Annotated in this window: 16 protein-coding genes; 15 read left to right on the top strand and 1 reads right to left on the bottom strand. The window is 70.7% G+C overall.

Translation table 11 applies throughout. The features are described 5' to 3' along the window. Positions 1-164 precede the first annotated feature (164 nt). Positions 165-2,381: an elongation factor G-like protein EF-G2 gene (locus ACTWJ8_RS09240; RefSeq protein WP_443263548.1), complete on the bottom strand. Its 2,217-nt coding sequence runs from the start codon at positions 2,379-2,381 to the stop codon at positions 165-167. Positions 2,382-2,574: 193 nt separating this feature from the next. Between ACTWJ8_RS09240 and pgsA the strand changes: the two genes are divergently transcribed. The 15 genes from pgsA (at position 2,575) to ACTWJ8_RS09165 (ending at position 17,850) form a co-directional block, all read left to right on the top strand. Then, positions 2,575-3,285 (top strand): phosphatidylinositol phosphate synthase, encoded by a 711-nt coding sequence (gene pgsA, locus ACTWJ8_RS09235; protein ID WP_356385791.1) that lies wholly within the window; start codon positions 2,575-2,577, stop codon positions 3,283-3,285. After that, entirely contained in the window at positions 3,282-4,196 is a 915-nt protein-coding gene (locus ACTWJ8_RS09230; RefSeq protein ID WP_443263547.1) for a phosphatidylinositol mannoside acyltransferase, read from the top strand. The genes pgsA and ACTWJ8_RS09230 overlap by 4 nt, the downstream gene beginning before the upstream one ends. Continuing rightward, a complete protein-coding gene (locus ACTWJ8_RS09225; RefSeq protein ID WP_356385786.1) occupies positions 4,193-5,353 on the top strand; it encodes a glycosyltransferase family 4 protein in 1,161 nt (386 codons plus the stop codon). The genes ACTWJ8_RS09230 and ACTWJ8_RS09225 overlap by 4 nt, the downstream gene beginning before the upstream one ends. Positions 5,354-5,385: 32 nt before the next feature. After that, positions 5,386-5,931: a hypothetical protein gene (locus ACTWJ8_RS09220; RefSeq protein ID WP_356385784.1), complete on the top strand. Its 546-nt coding sequence runs from the start codon at positions 5,386-5,388 to the stop codon at positions 5,929-5,931. 146 nt (positions 5,932-6,077) lie between these two features. Beyond that, complete coding sequence (gene pdxS, locus ACTWJ8_RS09215) at positions 6,078-6,977, top strand: pyridoxal 5'-phosphate synthase lyase subunit PdxS (RefSeq protein ID WP_356385781.1); 900 nt, start codon at positions 6,078-6,080, stop codon at positions 6,975-6,977. Beyond that, on the top strand, positions 6,977-7,582 hold the full coding sequence (pdxT, locus tag ACTWJ8_RS09210) for a pyridoxal 5'-phosphate synthase glutaminase subunit PdxT (protein WP_356385778.1): 606 nt from the start codon (positions 6,977-6,979) through the stop codon (positions 7,580-7,582). The genes pdxS and pdxT overlap by 1 nt, the downstream gene beginning before the upstream one ends. 44 nt (positions 7,583-7,626) lie before the next feature. Then, positions 7,627-8,379, top strand: a complete 753-nt coding sequence (locus ACTWJ8_RS09205; protein ID WP_356385775.1) for a YebC/PmpR family DNA-binding transcriptional regulator — start codon at positions 7,627-7,629, stop codon at positions 8,377-8,379. 105 nt (positions 8,380-8,484) lie between these two features. Further along, positions 8,485-9,033 (top strand): crossover junction endodeoxyribonuclease RuvC, encoded by a 549-nt coding sequence (gene ruvC / locus ACTWJ8_RS09200; RefSeq protein ID WP_356385772.1) that lies wholly within the window; start codon positions 8,485-8,487, stop codon positions 9,031-9,033. Beyond that, positions 9,030-9,641 carry a Holliday junction branch migration protein RuvA gene (ruvA, locus tag ACTWJ8_RS09195; RefSeq protein ID WP_443263546.1) on the top strand — a complete coding sequence of 204 codons (612 nt, stop codon included), beginning with the start codon at positions 9,030-9,032 and terminating at the stop codon, positions 9,639-9,641. Before ruvC ends, ruvA begins: the two co-directional genes overlap by 4 nt. A gap of 68 nt (positions 9,642-9,709) precedes the next feature. Further along, entirely contained in the window at positions 9,710-10,789 is a 1,080-nt protein-coding gene (ruvB, locus tag ACTWJ8_RS09190) for a Holliday junction branch migration DNA helicase RuvB (protein ID WP_443263545.1), read from the top strand. A gap of 164 nt (positions 10,790-10,953) precedes the next feature. Next, on the top strand, positions 10,954-11,439 hold the full coding sequence (gene yajC, locus ACTWJ8_RS09185) for a preprotein translocase subunit YajC (RefSeq protein ID WP_356385763.1): 486 nt from the start codon (positions 10,954-10,956) through the stop codon (positions 11,437-11,439). 140 nt (positions 11,440-11,579) lie between these two features. After that, positions 11,580-13,331 carry a protein translocase subunit SecD gene (secD, locus tag ACTWJ8_RS09180; protein WP_443263544.1) on the top strand — a complete coding sequence of 584 codons (1,752 nt, stop codon included), beginning with the start codon at positions 11,580-11,582 and terminating at the stop codon, positions 13,329-13,331. A 1-nt stretch (position 13,332) separates the two neighbouring features. Continuing rightward, positions 13,333-14,460 carry a protein translocase subunit SecF gene (secF, locus tag ACTWJ8_RS09175; protein ID WP_443263543.1) on the top strand — a complete coding sequence of 376 codons (1,128 nt, stop codon included), beginning with the start codon at positions 13,333-13,335 and terminating at the stop codon, positions 14,458-14,460. A 154-nt stretch (positions 14,461-14,614) separates the two neighbouring features. After that, a complete protein-coding gene (locus tag ACTWJ8_RS09170) occupies positions 14,615-15,154 on the top strand; it encodes an adenine phosphoribosyltransferase (RefSeq protein WP_356385755.1) in 540 nt (179 codons plus the stop codon). A 170-nt stretch (positions 15,155-15,324) separates the two neighbouring features. After that, positions 15,325-17,850: a RelA/SpoT family protein gene (locus ACTWJ8_RS09165; protein ID WP_443263542.1), complete on the top strand. Its 2,526-nt coding sequence runs from the start codon at positions 15,325-15,327 to the stop codon at positions 17,848-17,850. The last annotated feature ends 45 nt before the right edge of the window (positions 17,851-17,895 follow it).

Genomic DNA, 17,895 nt, shown 5'->3' with positions numbered 1-17,895 from the left:
ATCACCGCACGCCGTCGCTGCGGCTTTTCCCGACTTCCGGTCCCCGCACACCTGTTGAGCGCGCCGTCGGCCGGATTCGGCTGATCATCGACCAGCCTAGCCGCCACCACCGACACCGGCCCCGGGGAACGGAAAGCCGGGGCCGGCGCGCGGGGCCGGGTCGACTACGGGACGTCCTGGGCCTGTTCGCGGATCCGCTCGCTCAACTGCGGGGGCATCGGCTCGTGACGGGCGTACGCGCGGCTGAAACGGGCGGTGCCGTGCGACAGCGACCGCAGGTCGACCGCGTACCGGCCGATCTCGATCTCCGGCACCTCGGCCCGCACCAAGGTCCGCCCACCGGGCGCCTGTTCGGTTCCGACGACGCGGCCGCGCCGCCCCGACAGATCGCTCATCACGGTGCCGACGTAGTCGTCGCCGACGAGGACCTCCACCTCGGCCACCGGTTCCAACAGGTGGATCCGCACGTCGGACGCCGCCTCCCGCAGCGCGAGCGCCCCCGCCGTCTGGAACGCGGCGTCGGAGGAGTCCACCGAGTGCGCCTTCCCGTCGAGCAGTGTCACCCGCACGTCGATCAGCGGATACCCGGCCGCGACGCCCTTCGCAGCCTGCGCCCGCACGCCCTTCTCCACGGACGGGATGAACTGCCGGGGGACCGCGCCGCCGACGACCTTGTCCACGAACTCGATGCCCGAGCCGCCCGGCAGCGGCTCCACCTCGATCTCGCAGATCGCGTACTGGCCGTGGCCGCCGGACTGCTTCACATGGCGTCCGCGTCCCGCCGACTTCCCGGCGAACGTCTCCCGCAGGGAGACCTTGTGCGGGACGACGTCGACCTGCACGCCGTACCGGCTGCGCAGCCGCTCAAGGGCGACGTCCGCGTGCGCCTCGCCGAGGCACCACAGCACCAACTGGTGCGTGTCCTGGTTCTGTTCGAGGCGCATCGTCGGGTCCTCGGCCACGAGCCGCGACAGGCCCTGCGACAGCTTGTCCTCGTCGGCCTTGCTGTGCGCCTGGATGGCGAGCGGGAGCAGCGGGTCGGGCATCTCCCACGGCGACATCAGCAGCGGATCGTCCTTCGCCGACAGCGTGTCACCGGTCTCCGCCCGGCTCAGCTTCGCGACGCACGCCAGATCGCCCGCGATGCAGTGGGCCAGCGTGCGCTGCTGCTTGCCGAAGGGGGCCGAGAGCGCCCCGATCCGCTCGTCCGCCTCGTGCAGCGCCCTGGTCTCGTGCCCGTGGTCGGTGAGGCCGTGGCCCGACACGTGCACCGTCTCGTCCGGGCGCAGGGTGCCGGAGAAGACGCGGACGAGCGAGACCCGGCCGACGTACGGGTCGGACGCCGTCTTCACGACCTCGGCCACCAGCGGCCCCTCGGGGTCGCAGGCGTGGATGTCGAGTTCCTTGCCGTCGCGCTTGCGGACGCCGGGCGCGGCGCGCTCCAGCGGGGTCGGGAAGCCGCCGGTGATCAGTTCGAGGAGTTCGACGGTGCCGATGCCCTGCCGTGCGCCCTCCGCCGCCGGGGCCGCCGCGAGGACCGGGTGGAAGACGCCGCGCGCGACGGCCCGCTCCAGGTCGTCGACGAGCGTCTTGACGTCGATGTCCTCGCTGCCCAGATAGCGGTCCATGAGGGTCTCGTCCTCGCTCTCCGCGATGATCCCCTCGATGAGCCGGTTGCGGGCCTCCTCGATCAGTGCGGCCTGCTCCTCGCCCGGGTCCGACTCCTTGCGTTCGCCCGACGCGTAGTCGAACAGGCGCTGCGAGAGCAGCCCGATCAGGCCCGTCACCGGCGCGTGCCCGTCGGGCGCCCGCTCGCCGCGCAGCGGCAGGTACAGCGGGAGCACGGCGTCCGGGTCGTCGCCGCCGAACACCTCGGCGCAGGTCCGCGTCATGTCCTCGAAGTCGGCGCGCGCCGCCTCCAGGTGCGTGATCACGATGGCGCGCGGCATGCCGACCGCGGCGCACTCCTCCCACACCATGCGGGTCGCGCCCGCCATCGTCTCCGGACCGTCGGCGGCCGAGACGACGAAGAGGGCCGCGTCCGCCGCGCGCAGACCGGCCCTCAACTCCCCGACGAAGTCCGCGTAACCGGGGGTGTCCAGAAGATTGATCTTGAATCCGTCCCACTCCAGCGGGACGAGCGAGAGCTGGACCGAGCGCTGCTGGCGGTGCTCGATCTCGTCGTAGTCGGAGACGCTGGTGCCGTCCTCGACACGCCCCGCCCTGTTCACCGCCCCCGCGGTCAGCGCGAGGGCCTCCACGAGCGTGGTCTTGCCCGATCCGCTGTGGCCGACCAGCACCACATTCCGTACGGACGCGGGATGGTCGGCCGTCGCCGCCCTGCCGGCGGCTCCGGGGTGTCCGTTGTTCTTGTCGCCCATGCCTTGCCTCCCGGTTTACTGCTCGGTGAGGTCCTGAAGGGCGCGGACACGCGAATCCGCGTGCGGAGGCGGCTTCGGCGACGCCCGCGGTGTCTTCGAGCTTTCCACTCGGGTCACTGTGCGTCCATACGTCGTACGGGATCGCACGCGCGCGTGGCGGCCCGTCCGCGTTCTACGCGCGCTCCTGGCTACGATGGGCCAGCCGGTGGCCAGAGGGGCCGCGCGGCCACCGACCCTCGGGAAGGCCATGCTGAACAAGTACGCGCGTGCATTCTTCACGCGTGTCCTCACACCGTTCGCCGCGTTTCTCATCCGCCGCGGAGTCAGCCCCGACGCGGTCACGCTCCTGGGCACCGCCGGAGTCGTGGCCGGTGCGCTGGTCTTCTACCCGCGCGGCGAGTTCTTCTGGGGAACCGTCGTCATCACGCTGTTCGTGTTCTCGGACCTCGTGGACGGGAACATGGCGCGCCAGCTGGGCCGCTCCAGCCGCTGGGGCGCCTTCCTGGACTCGACGCTCGACCGCGTCGCCGACAGCGCCATCTTCGGCGGCCTGGCGCTCTGGTACGCGGGCGGGGGCGACGACAACGTGCTGTGCGCCGTGTCGATCTTCTGCCTCGCCAGCGGCCAGGTCGTGTCCTACACGAAGGCGCGCGGCGAGTCGATCGGCCTGCCCGTGGCCGTGAACGGCCTCGTGGAGCGCGCCGAGCGGCTCGTCATCTCGCTCGTCGCGGCGGGCTTCGCGGGCCTCCACAAGTTCGGCGTGCCCGGCATCCAGTACCTGCTGCCCGTCGCCCTGTGGATCGTCGCCGTCGGCAGCCTCGTCACGCTGATCCAGCGCGTGGTGACGGTGCGCCGCGAGTCCGCCGAGGCCGACGCCGCCGCCCAGGAGGGGGCCGCCTCGTGAGCGGGACCCAGGAGCGGATCACGGACGCGCTGTACGGGCTCGGCTGGTCGACCGTCAAGAAGCTGCCCGAGCCGGTCGCCAAGCGCCTCGGCCGCACCATCGCCGACGCCGTCTGGAAGAAGCGCGGCAAGGGCGTGCTGCGTCTGGAGGCCAACCTCGCGCGCGTGGTGCCCGACGCCACGCCGCAGCGCCTGCGGCAGCTCTCCCAGGCGGGCATGCGCTCGTACCTGCGCTACTGGATGGAGTCCTTCCGGCTCCCCGCCTGGAGCAAGCAGCGCATCAAGGAGGGCTTCACGCCCAAGGACGTGCACTACCTGACCGAGGGCCTCGACGCCGGCAAGGGCGTCGTCCTCGCGCTGCCCCACATGGGCAACTACGACCTGGCGGGCGCCTGGGTCACCACCAAGCTCGACACTCCGTTCACCACCGTCGCCGAGCGCCTCAAGCCGGAGACCCTGTACGACCGGTTCGTCGCCTACCGGGAGGGCCTCGGCATGGAGGTGCTGCCGCACACCGGCGGCGCCGCCTTCGGGACCCTCGCGCGGCGGCTGCGCGCGGGCGGCCTGGTCTGCCTGGTCGCCGACCGGGACCTGTCGTCCTCCGGCGTGGAGGTCAAGTTCTTCGGCGAGACGACGCGGATGCCCGCGGGGCCCGCGATGCTCGCTCAGCAGACCGGCGCGCTGCTCCTGCCGGTCACCCTCTGGTACGACGAATCGGAGATCATGCGGGGGCGCGTCCACCCGCCGATCGACGTGCCGGAGACAGGTACGCGGGCCGAGAAGACGTCTGTCATGACGCAGGCGCTGGCCGATGCCTTCGCCACGGGGATCGCGGACCATCCGGAGGACTGGCACATGCTGCAGCGGCTGTGGCTCTCAGACCTGGGCAATTTCGAGGAGCGGCCGGCGTGAGGATCGGAATCGTCTGCCCGTACTCCTGGGACGTGCCGGGCGGCGTCCAGTTCCACATCCGCGATCTGGCGGAGCACCTCATCGCCCTGGGGCACGAGGTGTCCGTCCTCGCGCCCGCGGACGACGAGACCCCGCTGCCGCCGTACGTCGTGTCGGCGGGGCGCGCGGTCCCGGTGCCGTACAACGGCTCGGTGGCGCGGCTCAACTTCGGCTTCCTGAGCGCCGCGCGCGTCCGCAGGTGGCTGCACGACGGCACGTTCGACGTGATCCACATCCACGAGCCGGCGTCGCCCTCGCTCGGCCTCCTGACGTGCTGGGCCGCCCAGGGACCGATCGTCGCCACGTTCCACACGTCCAACCCGCGCTCGCGCGCCATGATCGCCGCGTATCCGATCCTCCAGCCCGCCCTGGAGAAGATCAGCGCGCGCATCGCGGTGAGCGAGTACGCGCGCAGGACCCTCGTCGAGCACCTGGGCGGCGACGCGGTCGTCATCCCGAACGGCGTCGACGTCGACTTCTTCGCCCGTGCCGAGCCCAAGGCCGAGTGGCAGGGCGACACGATCGGCTTCATCGGCCGCATCGACGAGCCCCGCAAGGGCCTGCCGGTGCTCATGAAGGCGCTCCCCAAGATCCTCGCCGAGCGCCCGCAGACCCGCCTCCTGGTCGCGGGCCGCGGCGACGAGGACGAGGCGGTGGCCTCGCTCCCCAAGGAGATGCGCGACCGCGTCGAGTTCCTCGGCATGGTCAGCGACGAGGACAAGGCGCGCCTCCTGGCGAGCGTCGACGTCTACGTCGCGCCCAACACCGGAGGCGAGAGCTTCGGCATCATCCTGGTGGAGGCCATGTCGGCGGGCGCGCCCGTGCTCGCCTCCGACCTCGACGCCTTCGCCCAGGTCCTCGACCAGGGCGCGGCGGGGGAGCTGTTCACCAACGAGGACGCCGACACCCTCGCCGTCGCCGCGCTGCGCCTCCTCGGCGACCCGGAGCGCCGCGCCGAACTACGCGCGCGTGGCAGCCGGCACGTCCGCCGCTTCGACTGGTCCACGGTCGGCGCCGACATCCTCTCCGTGTACGAGACGGTGACCCAGGGTGCGGCCGCGGTGGCGGCGGACGAGCGGACGGGCCTGCGGGCGCGGTTCGGTCTGGCGCGGGACTGAGCCCCCGCGCCACCCCGGTAGCCTTGCCGCCCGTGACCGTCACCCTCATCTGGATCGCCGTAGCCCTCTTCGCGATCGGGCTCTACCTGAGCTGGACCGCGGGGCGGCTCGACCGCCTGCACGCCCGCATCGACGCGGCCCGCGCCGCCCTCGACGCCCAACTCCTGCGCCGCGCCTCGGTCGCCCAGGAACTGGCCACGTCCGGCGTCCTCGACCCGGCCGCGTCGATCGTGCTGTACGAGGCGGCGCACGCCGCGCGGCAGGCGGAGGAGGAGCAGCGCGAGGTCGCCGAGAGCGAGCTCAGCCAGGCGCTCAGGGCCGTCTTCAGCGAGCCCGACCAGGTCGAGGCGGTCCGGGAGGCCCCCGGCGGCGACGAGGCCGCGGAGGAGCTCGCCCAGGCGGTTCGCCGCGTCCCCATGGCCCGCCGCTTCCACAACGACGCCGTCCGCGCCGCCCGCGCGCTGCGCCGCCACCGCAAGGTCCGCTGGTTCCGGCTCGCCGGACACGCCCCGTTCCCCCTGGCCTTCGAGATGGACGACGAGGCCCCGGCGGCGCTCGCCGATCGCGCCACCGCGTAGCGCCGCGCAGAAGGCCCGTACGAGGCCCGCACAACCGGATCGCAGGCCAAAAGGAGCCACCGCCTGCTCATTGGCCCTTGTAGTGGCCTGCTCCCCAGAGGTTTCCTCGGTGCTGCAACAGCCTTCTTCACCGAGTGAGGTCACCCGTGTCCACTTCCGAAAACACCGCCACCGGCACCGCCCGCGTCAAGCGCGGCATGGCCGAGCAGCTCAAGGGCGGCGTCATCATGGACGTCGTCACGCCCGAGCAGGCGAAGATCGCCGAGGACGCCGGCGCCGTGGCCGTGATGGCCCTGGAGCGGGTCCCGGCCGACATCCGCAAGGACGGCGGTGTGGCCCGGATGTCCGACCCGGACATGATCGAGGGCATCATCGACGCGGTGTCGATCCCGGTGATGGCCAAGTCCCGCATCGGCCACTTCGTCGAGGCCCAGGTGCTCCAGTCGCTCGGCGTCGACTACATCGACGAGTCCGAGGTACTCACCCCCGCCGACGAGGTCAACCACTCCGACAAGTGGGCGTTCACCACCCCGTTCGTCTGTGGCGCCACCAACCTGGGCGAGGCCCTGCGCCGCATCGCCGAGGGCGCCGCGATGATCCGCTCCAAGGGCGAGGCCGGCACCGGCAACGTCGTGGAGGCCGTCCGCCACCTGCGCCAGATCAAGGGCGAGATCGCCAAGCTGCGCGGCTGCGACAACAACGAGCTGTACGCCGCCGCCAAGGAGCTGCGCGCGCCGTACGAGCTCGTCCAGGAGGTCGCCGAGCTCGGCAAGCTGCCGGTCGTGCTGTTCTCCGCCGGTGGCGTCGCCACCCCCGCCGACGCCGCGCTGATGCGCCAGCTCGGCGCCGAGGGCGTCTTCGTCGGCTCCGGCATCTTCAAGTCCGGCGACCCGGCCAAGCGCGCCGCCGCCATCGTGAAGGCCACCACCTTCTTCGACGACCCGAAGATCGTCGCCGAGGCCTCCCGCAACCTCGGCGAGGCCATGGTCGGCATCAACTGCGACACGCTCCCCGAGGGCGAGCGTTACGCGAACCGGGGCTGGTGATGACCACTCCCGTCATCGGAGTGCTCGCGCTCCAGGGCGACGTACGGGAACACCTCGTCGCCCTGGCCGCGGCCGACGCCGTGGCCCGCCCGGTGCGGCGCCCCGAGGAACTCGCCGAGGTCGACGGGCTCGTCGTCCCCGGCGGCGAGTCGACCACCATCTCCAAGCTGGCCCACCTCTTCGGCCTGATGGAGCCCCTCCGCGCGTGCGTGCGCGAAGGACTGCCCGTCTACGGGACGTGCGCCGGCCTGATCATGCTCGCCGACAAGATCCTCGACCCGCGCTCGGGCCAGGAGACCATCGGCGGCATCGACATGATCGTGCGGCGCAACGCCTTCGGACGGCAGAACGAGTCCTTCGAAGCGGCGGTCGACGTGCGCGGCGTCGCGGGCGATCCTGTGGAGGGCGTCTTCATCCGGGCCCCCTGGGTGGAGTCCGTGGGCGCGGAGGTGGAGGTGCTCGCCGAGTACGAGGGCCACATCGTCGCAGTTCGGCAGGGCAACGCCCTGGCGACGTCGTTCCACCCCGAGCTCACGGGGGACCACCGGATCCACGGCCTGTTCGTGGACATGGTGCGGGCGAAGGACGCCTCGGGTTCCTTGTAGGATCTCTGGCGTTCGTTCATTGGTTACGCGAAGGAGACAGGCAGATGTCCGGCCACTCTAAATGGGCTACGACGAAGCACAAGAAGGCCGTGATCGACGCCAAGCGCGGCAAGCTCTTCGCGAAGCTGATCAAGAACATCGAGGTCGCTGCGCGCATGGGCGGCACCGACGTCGAGGGCAACCCGACGCTGTACGACGCCATCCAGAAGGCGAAGAAGCAGTCGGTTCCCAACAAGAACATCGACTCCGCGGTCAAGCGCGGCGGCGGCCTCGAGGCCGGCGGCGCCGACTACGAGACGATCATGTACGAGGGCTACGGTCCCAACGGTGTCGCGGTGCTCATCGAGTGCCTCACCGACAACCGCAACCGCGCCGCGTCCGACGTGCGTGTCGCCATGACGCGCAACGGCGGCTCGATGGCCGACCCGGGCTCGGTCTCGTACCTCTTCAACCGCAAGGGCGTCGTGATCGTCCCCAAGGGCGAGCTCTCCGAGGACGACGTCCTGGGCGCCGTCCTCGACGCCGGTGCCGAGGAGGTCAACGACCTGGGCGAGTCCTTCGAGGTGCTCTCCGAGGCCACCGACCTCGTCGCGGTCCGCACCGCGCTCGTCGACGCCGGGATCGACTACGACTCGGCGGACGCCAACTTCGTCCCGACCATGCAGGTCGAGCTCGACGAGGAGGGCGCGCGGAAGATCTTCAAGCTCATCGACGCGCTCGAGGACAGCGACGACGTGCAGAACGTCTTCGCCAACTTCGACGTCTCCGACGAGGTCATGGAGAAGGTCGACGCCTGACGTGACATCAGCGGCGGGCCGATGGGACACACCCCATCGGCCCGCCGCTTTGTCAGTGCCACCCGATAGCCTGCACGAACAGGCAGAGGGAAATGGGGGCGAGGCGTGCGCGTACTGGGCGTGGACCCGGGTCTGACCCGGTGCGGTGTCGGTGTGGTCGAGGGGGTCGCGGGGCGGCCGCTGACCATGCGCGGCGTCGGCGTCGTGCGGACACCGCCCGAGGCCGAGCTCGGCCACCGCCTCGTCGCCATCGAGCAGGGCATCGAGCAGTGGCTCGACGAGCACCGGCCCGAAGTCCTCGCGGTGGAGCGCGTTTTCAGCCAGCACAACGTGAGCACGGTGATGGGCACCGCCCAGGCCAGCGCCGTCGCCATGCTGTGCGCCTCGCGCCGCGGCATCCCCGTCGCGCTGCACACGCCCAGCGAGGTCAAGGCCGCCGTCACCGGCACGGGCCGTGCCGACAAGGCACAGGTCGGCGCCATGGTGACGCGCCTGCTGCGGCTCGACGCGCCGCCCAAGCCGGCCGACGCGGCCGACGCCCTCGCCCTCGCCATCTGCCACATCTGGCGCGCCCCCGCGCAGAACCGCCTCCAGCAGGCCGTCGCCCGTCACGCGTCGAGCACGGCCAGGACACCGAAAGGCCGTACCGCATGATCGCCTTCGTCAGCGGCCCCGTCGCCGCCCTCGCCCCCGACGCCGCGGTGGTCGAGGTGGGCGGTGTCGGCATGGCCCTCCAGTGCACGCCGAACACGCTGTCCACACTCCGCATCGGCCAGCAGACCAAGCTCGCCACCTCCCTCATCGTCCGCGAGGACTCGCTCACCCTGTACGGCTTCGCGGACGACGACGAGAAGCAGACGTTCGAGCTGCTCCAGACCGCGAGCGGCGTGGGACCGCGCCTGGCCCAGGCGATGCTCGCCGTGCACAGCCCCGACGCGCTGCGCAGAGCCGTCTCCACCGGCGACGAGAAGGCGCTCACCGCCGTCCCCGGCATCGGCAAGAAGGGCGCCCAGAAGCTGCTCCTCGAGCTGAAGGACCGGCTCGGCGAGCCCGTCGGCACCGGCGGCGGCGCCATCGGCACGGCCGTCACCAGCGGCTGGCGCGAGCAGCTGCACGCCGCCCTGATCGGCCTCGGCTACGCGACGCGCGAGGCCGACGAGGCGGTCGACGCGGTCGCCCCGCAGGCCGAGGCCACGGACGGCATGCCGCAGGTCGGCCAGCTCCTCAAGGCGGCCCTCCAGACCCTGAACCGCACCCGCTAGATCCGGCCATTCCGGCCGCGCACCGCAAGCCGACCGCCCCTCCGAATCCGTAACGCGAGGCACCACACATGAACTGGGACGAGACCACCGAAGACGCCGCGCCGCCGCAGGCCGACCGGCTCGTCGGTGCGTCCGCCGACCATGAGGACCAGGCCGTGGAGGCGGCGCTGCGCCCCAAGGACCTGGGCGAGTTCATCGGCCAGGAGAAGGTCAGGGAGCAGCTCGACCTCGTGCTGCGCGCCGCCCGCGCGCGCGGGGCCACCGCGGACCACGTCCTGCTGTCCGGCGCCCCCGGCCTCGGCAAGACCACCCTCTCGATGATCATCGCGGCCGAGATGGGCGCCCCGATCCGGATCACCAGCGGCCCCGCGATCCAGCACGCGGGCGACCTCGCCGCGATCCTCTCCTCCCTCCAGGAGGGCGAGGTCCTCTTCCTCGACGAGATCCACCGGATGTCCCGGCCCGCCGAGGAAATGCTCTACATGGCGATGGAGGACTTCCGCGTCGACGTGATCGTCGGCAAGGGCCCCGGAGCCACCGCCATCCCGCTCGAGCTGCCGCCCTTCACGCTCGTCGGCGCGACCACGCGCGCGGGGCTGCTGCCCCCGCCGCTGCGCGACCGCTTCGGCTTCACCGCCCACATGGAGTTCTACGGACCGCCCGAGCTGGAGCGCGTGATCCACCGCTCGGCGGGCCTCCTCGACGTGGAGATCGACACCGAGGGCGCCGCCGAGATCGCCGGACGCTCCCGCGGCACCCCCCGTATCGCCAACCGGCTGCTGCGCCGCGTCCGCGACTACGCGCAGGTCAAGGCGGACGGCCAGATCACGCGGGACATCGCGTCCGCCGCCCTCGGCGTCTACGAGGTGGACGGCCGCGGCCTCGACCGCCTGGACCGCGCCGTCCTCGAGGCGCTCCTCAAGCTGTTCAGCGGCGGACCCGTCGGACTTTCGACACTGGCCGTCGCCGTGGGGGAGGAGCGTGAGACGGTGGAAGAGGTCGCCGAGCCCTTCCTCGTCCGCGAGGGACTCCTGGCGCGCACGCCCAGGGGACGCGTGGCGACTCCCGCCGCGTGGGCCCACCTGGGACTGACCGCACCCCAAGGGAGACCTGGGGCAGGCGGACAACAAGACCTGTTCGGGGCATGACGGCGTTGGTACTCGCCGGGGCTGGAACCCCGGTGCCATGCTGAGCGTTGTTCCCACCGTGCGGACTCGCTTAGACTCCGCCGACGTCGCCTTTGCGGCGGCGTAATACCCCATCATCGACACGGCCGCATTTCGACGCGGCCGAATGAAGGAAGTTCCTACCCGTGAGTCTCGTGACCCTCCTCCCGTTCATCGTGCTCATCGGGGCCATGTTCCTGATGACCCGGTCTGCGAAGAAGAAGCAGCAGCAGGCCGCACAGATGCGCAATGAGATGCAGCCCGGATCCGGCGTCCGCACGATCGGGGGCATGTACGCCACGGTCAAGGAGGTTCACGACGATGCCGTGCTCCTCGACGCCGGCCCCGGCGTCCACCTGATGTTCGCGAAGAACGCCATCGGCGCCGTGCTCTCCGATGACGAGTACAACCGCATCGTTCACGGCGAGGAAGTCGTTGACGATGACGAACTGACCAACGACGCCGTCGTGCCGGACGACGCGTCCTCCCTCACCGAGACCGACGAGACCGCCGCCGCCGACGACTCGCGCATCGACCTCGGCAAGAAGGACGAGCCTGTCGAGGCCGAGAAGGCCGACAAGGCCGACGACGCCGAGGTGAAGAAGACCGACGGCGAGTCCGACGCGAAGTAGTACGACCGGAACCGTGGGGCCTCCGTTCGCTGTGCCCCGCGGTTCCTGTTCGTGCGTGACCCGCGCGGACTCTCGACCATTTCATGGCCGTCCTGGCACCCCACCCCGATGCCGGACGGATGGAGAGGGAGTACGAGAAGGTGGCCACACCTAAGAAGAGCCGAGGGGCGGGTGCCCAGTCGAAGCCGGGCCGTGCCCTGGCCCTGATCGTGATCATCATGGTCGCGCTCGTCGGGGGGATGTTCGCCTCCGGCACGTTCACCCCGCGCCTTGGCATCGACCTCGCGGGCGGCACCAGCATCACGCTGGAGGCCAAGAACGAGCCGGGCAAGCCCAACGCGATCAACCAGACGAACATGAACACGGCGGCGGACATCATCAACCGCCGCGTCAACGGCATGGGCGTCTCCGAGGCCGAGGTCCAGACGCAGGGCAAGAGCAACATCATCGTCAACATCCCGCGAGGGACGAACGAGAAGCAGGCGCGCGAGCAGGTCGGCACGACCGCTCAGCTCTACTTCCGTCCGGTGCTCACGATGACCTCCGGCCAGCCGGCCGGCAAGGGTGACAAGACCGCCACCCCGTCCCCGAGCGCCTCCTCCGGCGACAAGGCGACCGACAAGGCCACCGGCTCCGACAAGGCGACCGACAAGGCGACGGCCACGCCGACCCCGAGCGCCACCACGCAGGGCCGCGCCGTCACCGACAGCCTCAAGGCCGACGCCACGCCGAGCGCCTCCGCGAAGGGCGACGACGCGAAGGCCAGCCCGAGCGCCAGCACCGACCCGGCGACCAGCGCGCTGCAGAAGAAGTTCATGCAGCTCGACTGCACGGACAAGGCCGCCCGCACGAAGATCAACGAGGGCGCGAAGTCCACCGACCCGATCATCGCCTGCGGCCAGAACCAGGGCCAGTGGCAGAAGTACATCCTCGGCCCGTCCGAGGTGGGCGGCAAGGACGTCAAGAAGTCCCAGGCGGTCATCAACCAGCAGTCCGGCCAGTGGGTCGTGAACATGGAGTTCACGGGCGCGGGCTCGAAGAAGTTCGCTGCGACGACCAGCAAGCTCAAGAGCCAGCAGTCGCCGATGAACCAGTTCGCCATCGTCCTCGACGGCGACGTGGTCTCCGCCCCCAGCGTCAGCTCCACCCTGAGCCAGAACGCCGAGATCTCCGGCTCCTTCACCCAGGAGTCCGCCCAGGACCTCGCCAACGTGCTGTCGTACGGCGCCCTGCCGCTGACCTTCCACGAGCAGAGCGTCACCTCCGTGACCGCCGCGCTCGGCGGTGAGCAGCTCGACGCCGGCCTGATCGCGGGCGCCATCGGCCTCGCGCTCGTCGTGATCTACCTGGTGGTCTACTACCGGGGCCTGTCGCTCATCGCGCTCGCCTCGCTGCTGACCTCCGGCATCCTCACGTACACCCTGATGACGCTGCTCGGCCCGGCCATCGGCTTCGCGCTGAACCTGCCGGCCGTCTGCGGTGCCATCGTGGCCATCGGCATCACCGCGGACTCGTTCATCGTGTACTTCGAGCGGATCCGCGACGAGATCAGAGAGGGCCGCACGGTGCGGCCCGCCGTGGAGCGCGCCTGGCCGCGGGCCCGGCGCACCATCCTGGTCTCCGACTTCGTGTCGTTCCTCGCGGCCGCGGTGCTCTACATCGTGACCGTCGGCAAGGTGCAGGGCTTCGCGTTCACGCTGGGCCTGACCACCCTGCTCGACATCGTCGTGGTGTTCCTCTTCACCAAGCCGCTGATGACGCTCCTGGCCCGTACGAAGTTCTTCACCGGCGGGCACAAGTGGTCCGGCCTCGATCCGAAGCGCCTCGGCGTGCAGCCCCCGCTGCGTCGCACCCGCCGCGCCACCCGCCCTGTCGACCCGAAGGAGGCGTGAGATGTCGAAGCTGGGCAATCTCGGCGCCAAGCTGTATCGCGGTGAGGTCGGGTACGACTTCATCGGGAAGCGCAAGATCTGGTACGGCGTCTCGATCCTGATCACCATCACGGCCATCGTCGGCCTGGCGGTGCGCGGCCTGAACATGGGCATCGAGTTCGAGGGCGGCGCGATCTTCACGACGCCCAAGACCAGCGTCTCGGCCCAGAAGGCCGAGGAGTACGCCGCCGACGCCTCGGGCCACCCGGCGGTCGTCCAGGAGCTCGGCTCCGGCGGCCTGCGCATCCAGGTCGCGGGCGTCGACACGGCCAAGTCGGACCAGATCAAGGCCGAGCTGTCCAAGGACATGGACATCAAGGCCGACGACATCAACGCCGACCTGGTGGGCCCGAGTTGGGGCGCGTCGATCGCGAACAAGGCCTGGCAGGGCCTCGCGATCTTCATGGTCCTCGTCGTGATCTATCTGGCGATCGCCTTCGAATGGCGGATGGCACTCGCGGCACTGGTCGCCCTGATCCACGACATCACCATCACCGTCGGGATCTATGCCCTGGTGGGCTTCGAGGTCACCCAGGGCACGGTGATCGGTCTGTTGACCATCCTCGGTTATTCGCTCTACGACACGGTCGTCGTCTTCGACTCGCTCAAGGAACAGACCAAGGGCCTGGAGAAGCAGACGCGCTGGACGTACAGCGAGGTCGCCAACCGGTCGATCAACAGCACCCTGGTCCGCTCGATCAACACCACGGTCGTGGCGCTCCTCCCGGTCGCGGGCCTGCTGTTCATCGGCGGCGGCTTCCTCGGCGCGGGCATGCTGAACGACATCTCGCTGTCGCTCTTCGTGGGTCTCGCCGCCGGTGCCTACTCGTCGATCTTCATCGCCACTCCGCTGGTCGCCGACCTCAAGGAGCGCGACCCGAAGATGAAGACGCTCAAGAAGCGGGTGCTCGCCAAGCGGGGCGCCGCCGCGGCGAAGGGCGACACGGCCGTCGTCGGCCACCAGGCCGACGGCACCGTGGACACCGACGCCGAGCCGCAGGACGCCGCCGCAGCGGGCGCCGGATCCGGCCCGCGCAACCAGCCGGTCCGCAACCGCGGCCGCGGCCGCCCCTCGGGCAAGCGCCGCTGACCCGGACCGCACCGGTCGTCACCAGGGCGCCAGGAGCCATCGGGCTCCTGGCGCCCTCGGCGTTCCCCGTCGGTGGCGACTGTTAGTGTTTGGCGGTCGCGCAAAGCGGTCGAAAAGTCCGGACACCCCCTTACCCACTCGCTGAGGTGCAGAAATGACCGACATCAAGGAGCTGCTCCTCAGCCGCATTCGCGACGTGCAGGACTACCCGGAGCCCGGTGTCCTCTTCAAGGACATCACCCCGCTGCTCGCGGACCCGGCCGCCTTCACCGCCCTCACCGACACCCTCGCGGAGCTCTGCGTCCGCAGCGGCGCGACGAAGATCGTCGGCCTGGAGGCCCGCGGCTTCATCCTGGGCGCCCCCGTCGCCGTCCGCGCGGGCCTCGGATTCATCCCCGTACGCAAGGCGGGCAAGCTCCCCGGCGCGACGCTCGCGCAGTCGTACGACCTGGAGTACGGCTCCGCCGAGATCGAGGTGCACGCCGAGGACCTGGGCGGCGACGACCGCGTCATGGTGATCGACGACGTGCTGGCCACCGGCGGCACCGCCGAGGCCGCGGTCCGCCTGATCCGCCGCGCGGGCGCTGAGGTCGCGGGCTGCGCCGTCCTCATGGAGCTGGGCTTCCTGCCGGGCCGCGAGCGCCTCGAATCCGCGCTCGACGGAGCCCCCCTCGATGCCCTGCTCGTCGTGTAGAACGCCAGCTCACAGCCGTCCCGGCGGGCCCGGAGGAATCCGGCGCCCGCCCCCGGTGTTTCAGGAGTACGACGTCGTCCCTCCCGCCCAGGGCGAGCCGACGGCGCCGGATCGATACCATGGGCTCTCCGGGACCTGAACGGGGGACCCGTCGTGCACGAGGAGCGCCGTTGCCAGACGAGGCCAAGCCACTTACCGCCGCCGCGCACGACCAGCAGGCCGACCGGTCCGCGGCTCCCTCCGGCGCGCCCTCGAAGGACGCGAAGGCCCCGAAGCCCGCACCGCCGTCCGGCGGCTCCGCTGCCGCCGCGCCGCGCCCCAAGCCCCCGACCGAGCAGCAGCGCCCCACGCCGCCGCCCGCGATCCGCGCGGCCACGAACCAGCCCGCGGCCCGCTCCGGCTCCTCCAACCGTGTCCGCGCCCGCCTGGCCCGCCTCGGCGTCCAGCGCTCCAACCCGTACAACCCGGTCCTCGAGCCGCTGCTGCGGATAGTGCGCAGCAACGACCCGAAGATCGAGACGTCCACGCTGCGCCAGGTCGAGCGCGCCTACCAGGTCGCCGAGCGCTGGCACCGCGGCCAGAAGCGCAAGAGCGGGGACCCGTACATCACGCACCCGCTCGCCGTGACGACGATCCTCGCCGAGCTGGGCATGGACCCGGCCACCCTGATGGCGGGCCTGTTGCACGACACGGTCGAGGACACCGAGTACGGCCTCGACACCCTGCGCCGCGACTTCGGCGACCAGGTGGCCCTCCTCGTCGACGGCGTCACCAAGCTCGACAAGGTCAAGTTCGGCGAGGCCGCGCAGGCCGAGACCGTGCGCAAGATGGTCGTCGCGATGGCCAAGGACCCGCGTGTCCTCGTCATCAAGCTGGCCGACCGCCTGCACAACATGCGCACCATGCGCTATCTCAAGCGCGAGAAGCAGGAGAAGAAGGCCCGGGAGACGCTGGAGATCTACGCTCCGCTGGCGCACCGCCTGGGCATGAACACCATCAAGTGGGAGCTGGAGGACCTCGCCTTCGCGATCCTCTACCCCAAGATGTACGACGAGATCGTGCGGCTCGTGGCCGAGCGCGCGCCCAAGCGCGACGAGTACCTGGCCATAGTGACCGACGAGGTGCAGTCCGACCTGCGCGCGGCCCGCATCAAGGCGACCGTCACGGGCCGCCCGAAGCACTACTACAGCGTCTACCAGAAGATGATCGTCCGCGGCCGTGACTTCGCGGAGATCTACGACCTGGTGGGCATCCGCGTCCTCGTCGACACGGTCCGCGACTGCTACGCGGCACTGGGCACCGTCCACGCCCGCTGGAACCCGGTTCCGGGGCGGTTCAAGGACTACATCGCGATGCCCAAGTTCAACATGTACCAGTCGCTGCACACGACGGTGATCGGCCCGAACGGCAAGCCCGTCGAGCTCCAGATCCGCACGTTCGACATGCACCGCCGTGCCGAGTACGGCATCGCCGCGCACTGGAAGTACAAGCAGGAGGCCGTCGCCGGCGCCTCCAAGGTGCGCACCGACGCGCCGAAGTCGTCCGGCAAGGGCAAGGACGACCACCTCAACGACATGGCGTGGCTGCGCCAGCTGCTCGACTGGCAGAAGGAGACGGAGGACCCCGGGGAGTTCCTGGAGTCCCTGCGCTTCGACCTCTCCCGCAACGAGGTCTTCGTCTTCACTCCGAAGGGCGACGTCATAGCGCTCCCGGCCGGGGCGACCCCGGTGGACTTCTCGTACGCGGTCCACACCGAGGTCGGCCACCGGACCATAGGAGCACGCGTCAACGGACGCCTGGTCCCGCTCGAATCGACCCTCGACAACGGCGACCTGGTCGAGGTCTTCACGTCCAAGGCGCAGGGCGCGGGCCCGTCCCGCGACTGGCTGGGCTTCGTCAAGTCGCCGCGTGCGCGCAACAAGATCCGCGCGTGGTTCTCCAAGGAGCGCCGCGAGGAGGCCATCGAGCAGGGCAAGGACGCCATCGCGCGGGCCATGCGCAAGCAGAACCTGCCGATCCAGCGCATCCTGACCGGCGACTCCCTGGTGACGCTCGCGCACGAGATGCGCTACCCCGACATCTCGTCGCTGTACGCCGCGATCGGCGAGGGCCATGTCACGGCGCAGTCCGTCGTGCAGAAGCTCGTCCAGGCGCTCGGCGGGGAAGAGGCCGCCAACGAGGACATCGCCGAGAGCGCACCGCCCTCGCGCGGCCGCTCCAAGCGTCGCTCGAACGCGGACCCCGGTGTCGTGGTCAAGGGCGTCGACGACGTCTGGGTGAAGCTGGCGCGCTGCTGCACGCCGGTGCCCGGCGACCCGATCATCGGCTTCGTCACGCGGGGGAGCGGCGTATCGGTTCACCGCAGCGACTGCGTGAACGTCGACTCGCTGTCCCGCGAGCCGGAGCGGATCCTCGAGGTCGAGTGGGCGCCGACCCAGTCGTCGGTCTTCCTGGTGGCGATCCAGGTGGAGGCGCTCGACCGGTCCCGGCTGCTGTCCGACGTGACCCGCGTTCTGTCGGACCAGCACGTCAACATCCTGTCCGCGGCGGTGCAGACCTCCCGCGACCGGGTGGCCACCTCCCGCTTCACCTTCGAGATGGGCGACCCGAAGCACCTGGGCCACGTCCTGAAGGCGGTGCGTGGCGTGGAGGGCGTGTACGACGTCTACCGGGTGACGTCGGCGCGCAGGCCATAACGATCAAGCCCCGCCGGCGATTGAGGCGCGGAGTCCGGGGCAAAT

This window comes from Streptomyces sp. SDT5-1, from assembly GCF_052245995.1.
GTDB lineage: Bacteria > Actinomycetota > Actinomycetes > Streptomycetales > Streptomycetaceae > Streptomyces.
This window is presented reverse-complemented; position numbering and strand designations above follow the sequence as displayed.

Bases quoted from the DNA above. Each gene is read 5' to 3' on its own strand.
- ACTWJ8_RS09240 (WP_443263548.1), bottom strand. From the start codon at position 2,381: ATGGGCGACAAGAACAACGGACACCCCGGAGCCGCCGGCAGGGCGGCG.
- pgsA (WP_356385791.1), top strand. From the start codon at position 2,575: ATGGGCCAGCCGGTGGCCAGAGGGGCCGCGCGGCCACCGACCCTCGGG.
- pdxT (WP_356385778.1), top strand. From the start codon at position 6,977: ATGACCACTCCCGTCATCGGAGTGCTCGCGCTCCAGGGCGACGTACGG.
- ACTWJ8_RS09205 (WP_356385775.1), top strand. From the start codon at position 7,627: ATGTCCGGCCACTCTAAATGGGCTACGACGAAGCACAAGAAGGCCGTG.
- ruvA (WP_443263546.1), top strand. From the start codon at position 9,030: ATGATCGCCTTCGTCAGCGGCCCCGTCGCCGCCCTCGCCCCCGACGCC.
- ruvB (WP_443263545.1), top strand. From the start codon at position 9,710: ATGAACTGGGACGAGACCACCGAAGACGCCGCGCCGCCGCAGGCCGAC.
- secF (WP_443263543.1), top strand. From the start codon at position 13,333: ATGTCGAAGCTGGGCAATCTCGGCGCCAAGCTGTATCGCGGTGAGGTC.
- ACTWJ8_RS09170 (WP_356385755.1), top strand. From the start codon at position 14,615: ATGACCGACATCAAGGAGCTGCTCCTCAGCCGCATTCGCGACGTGCAG.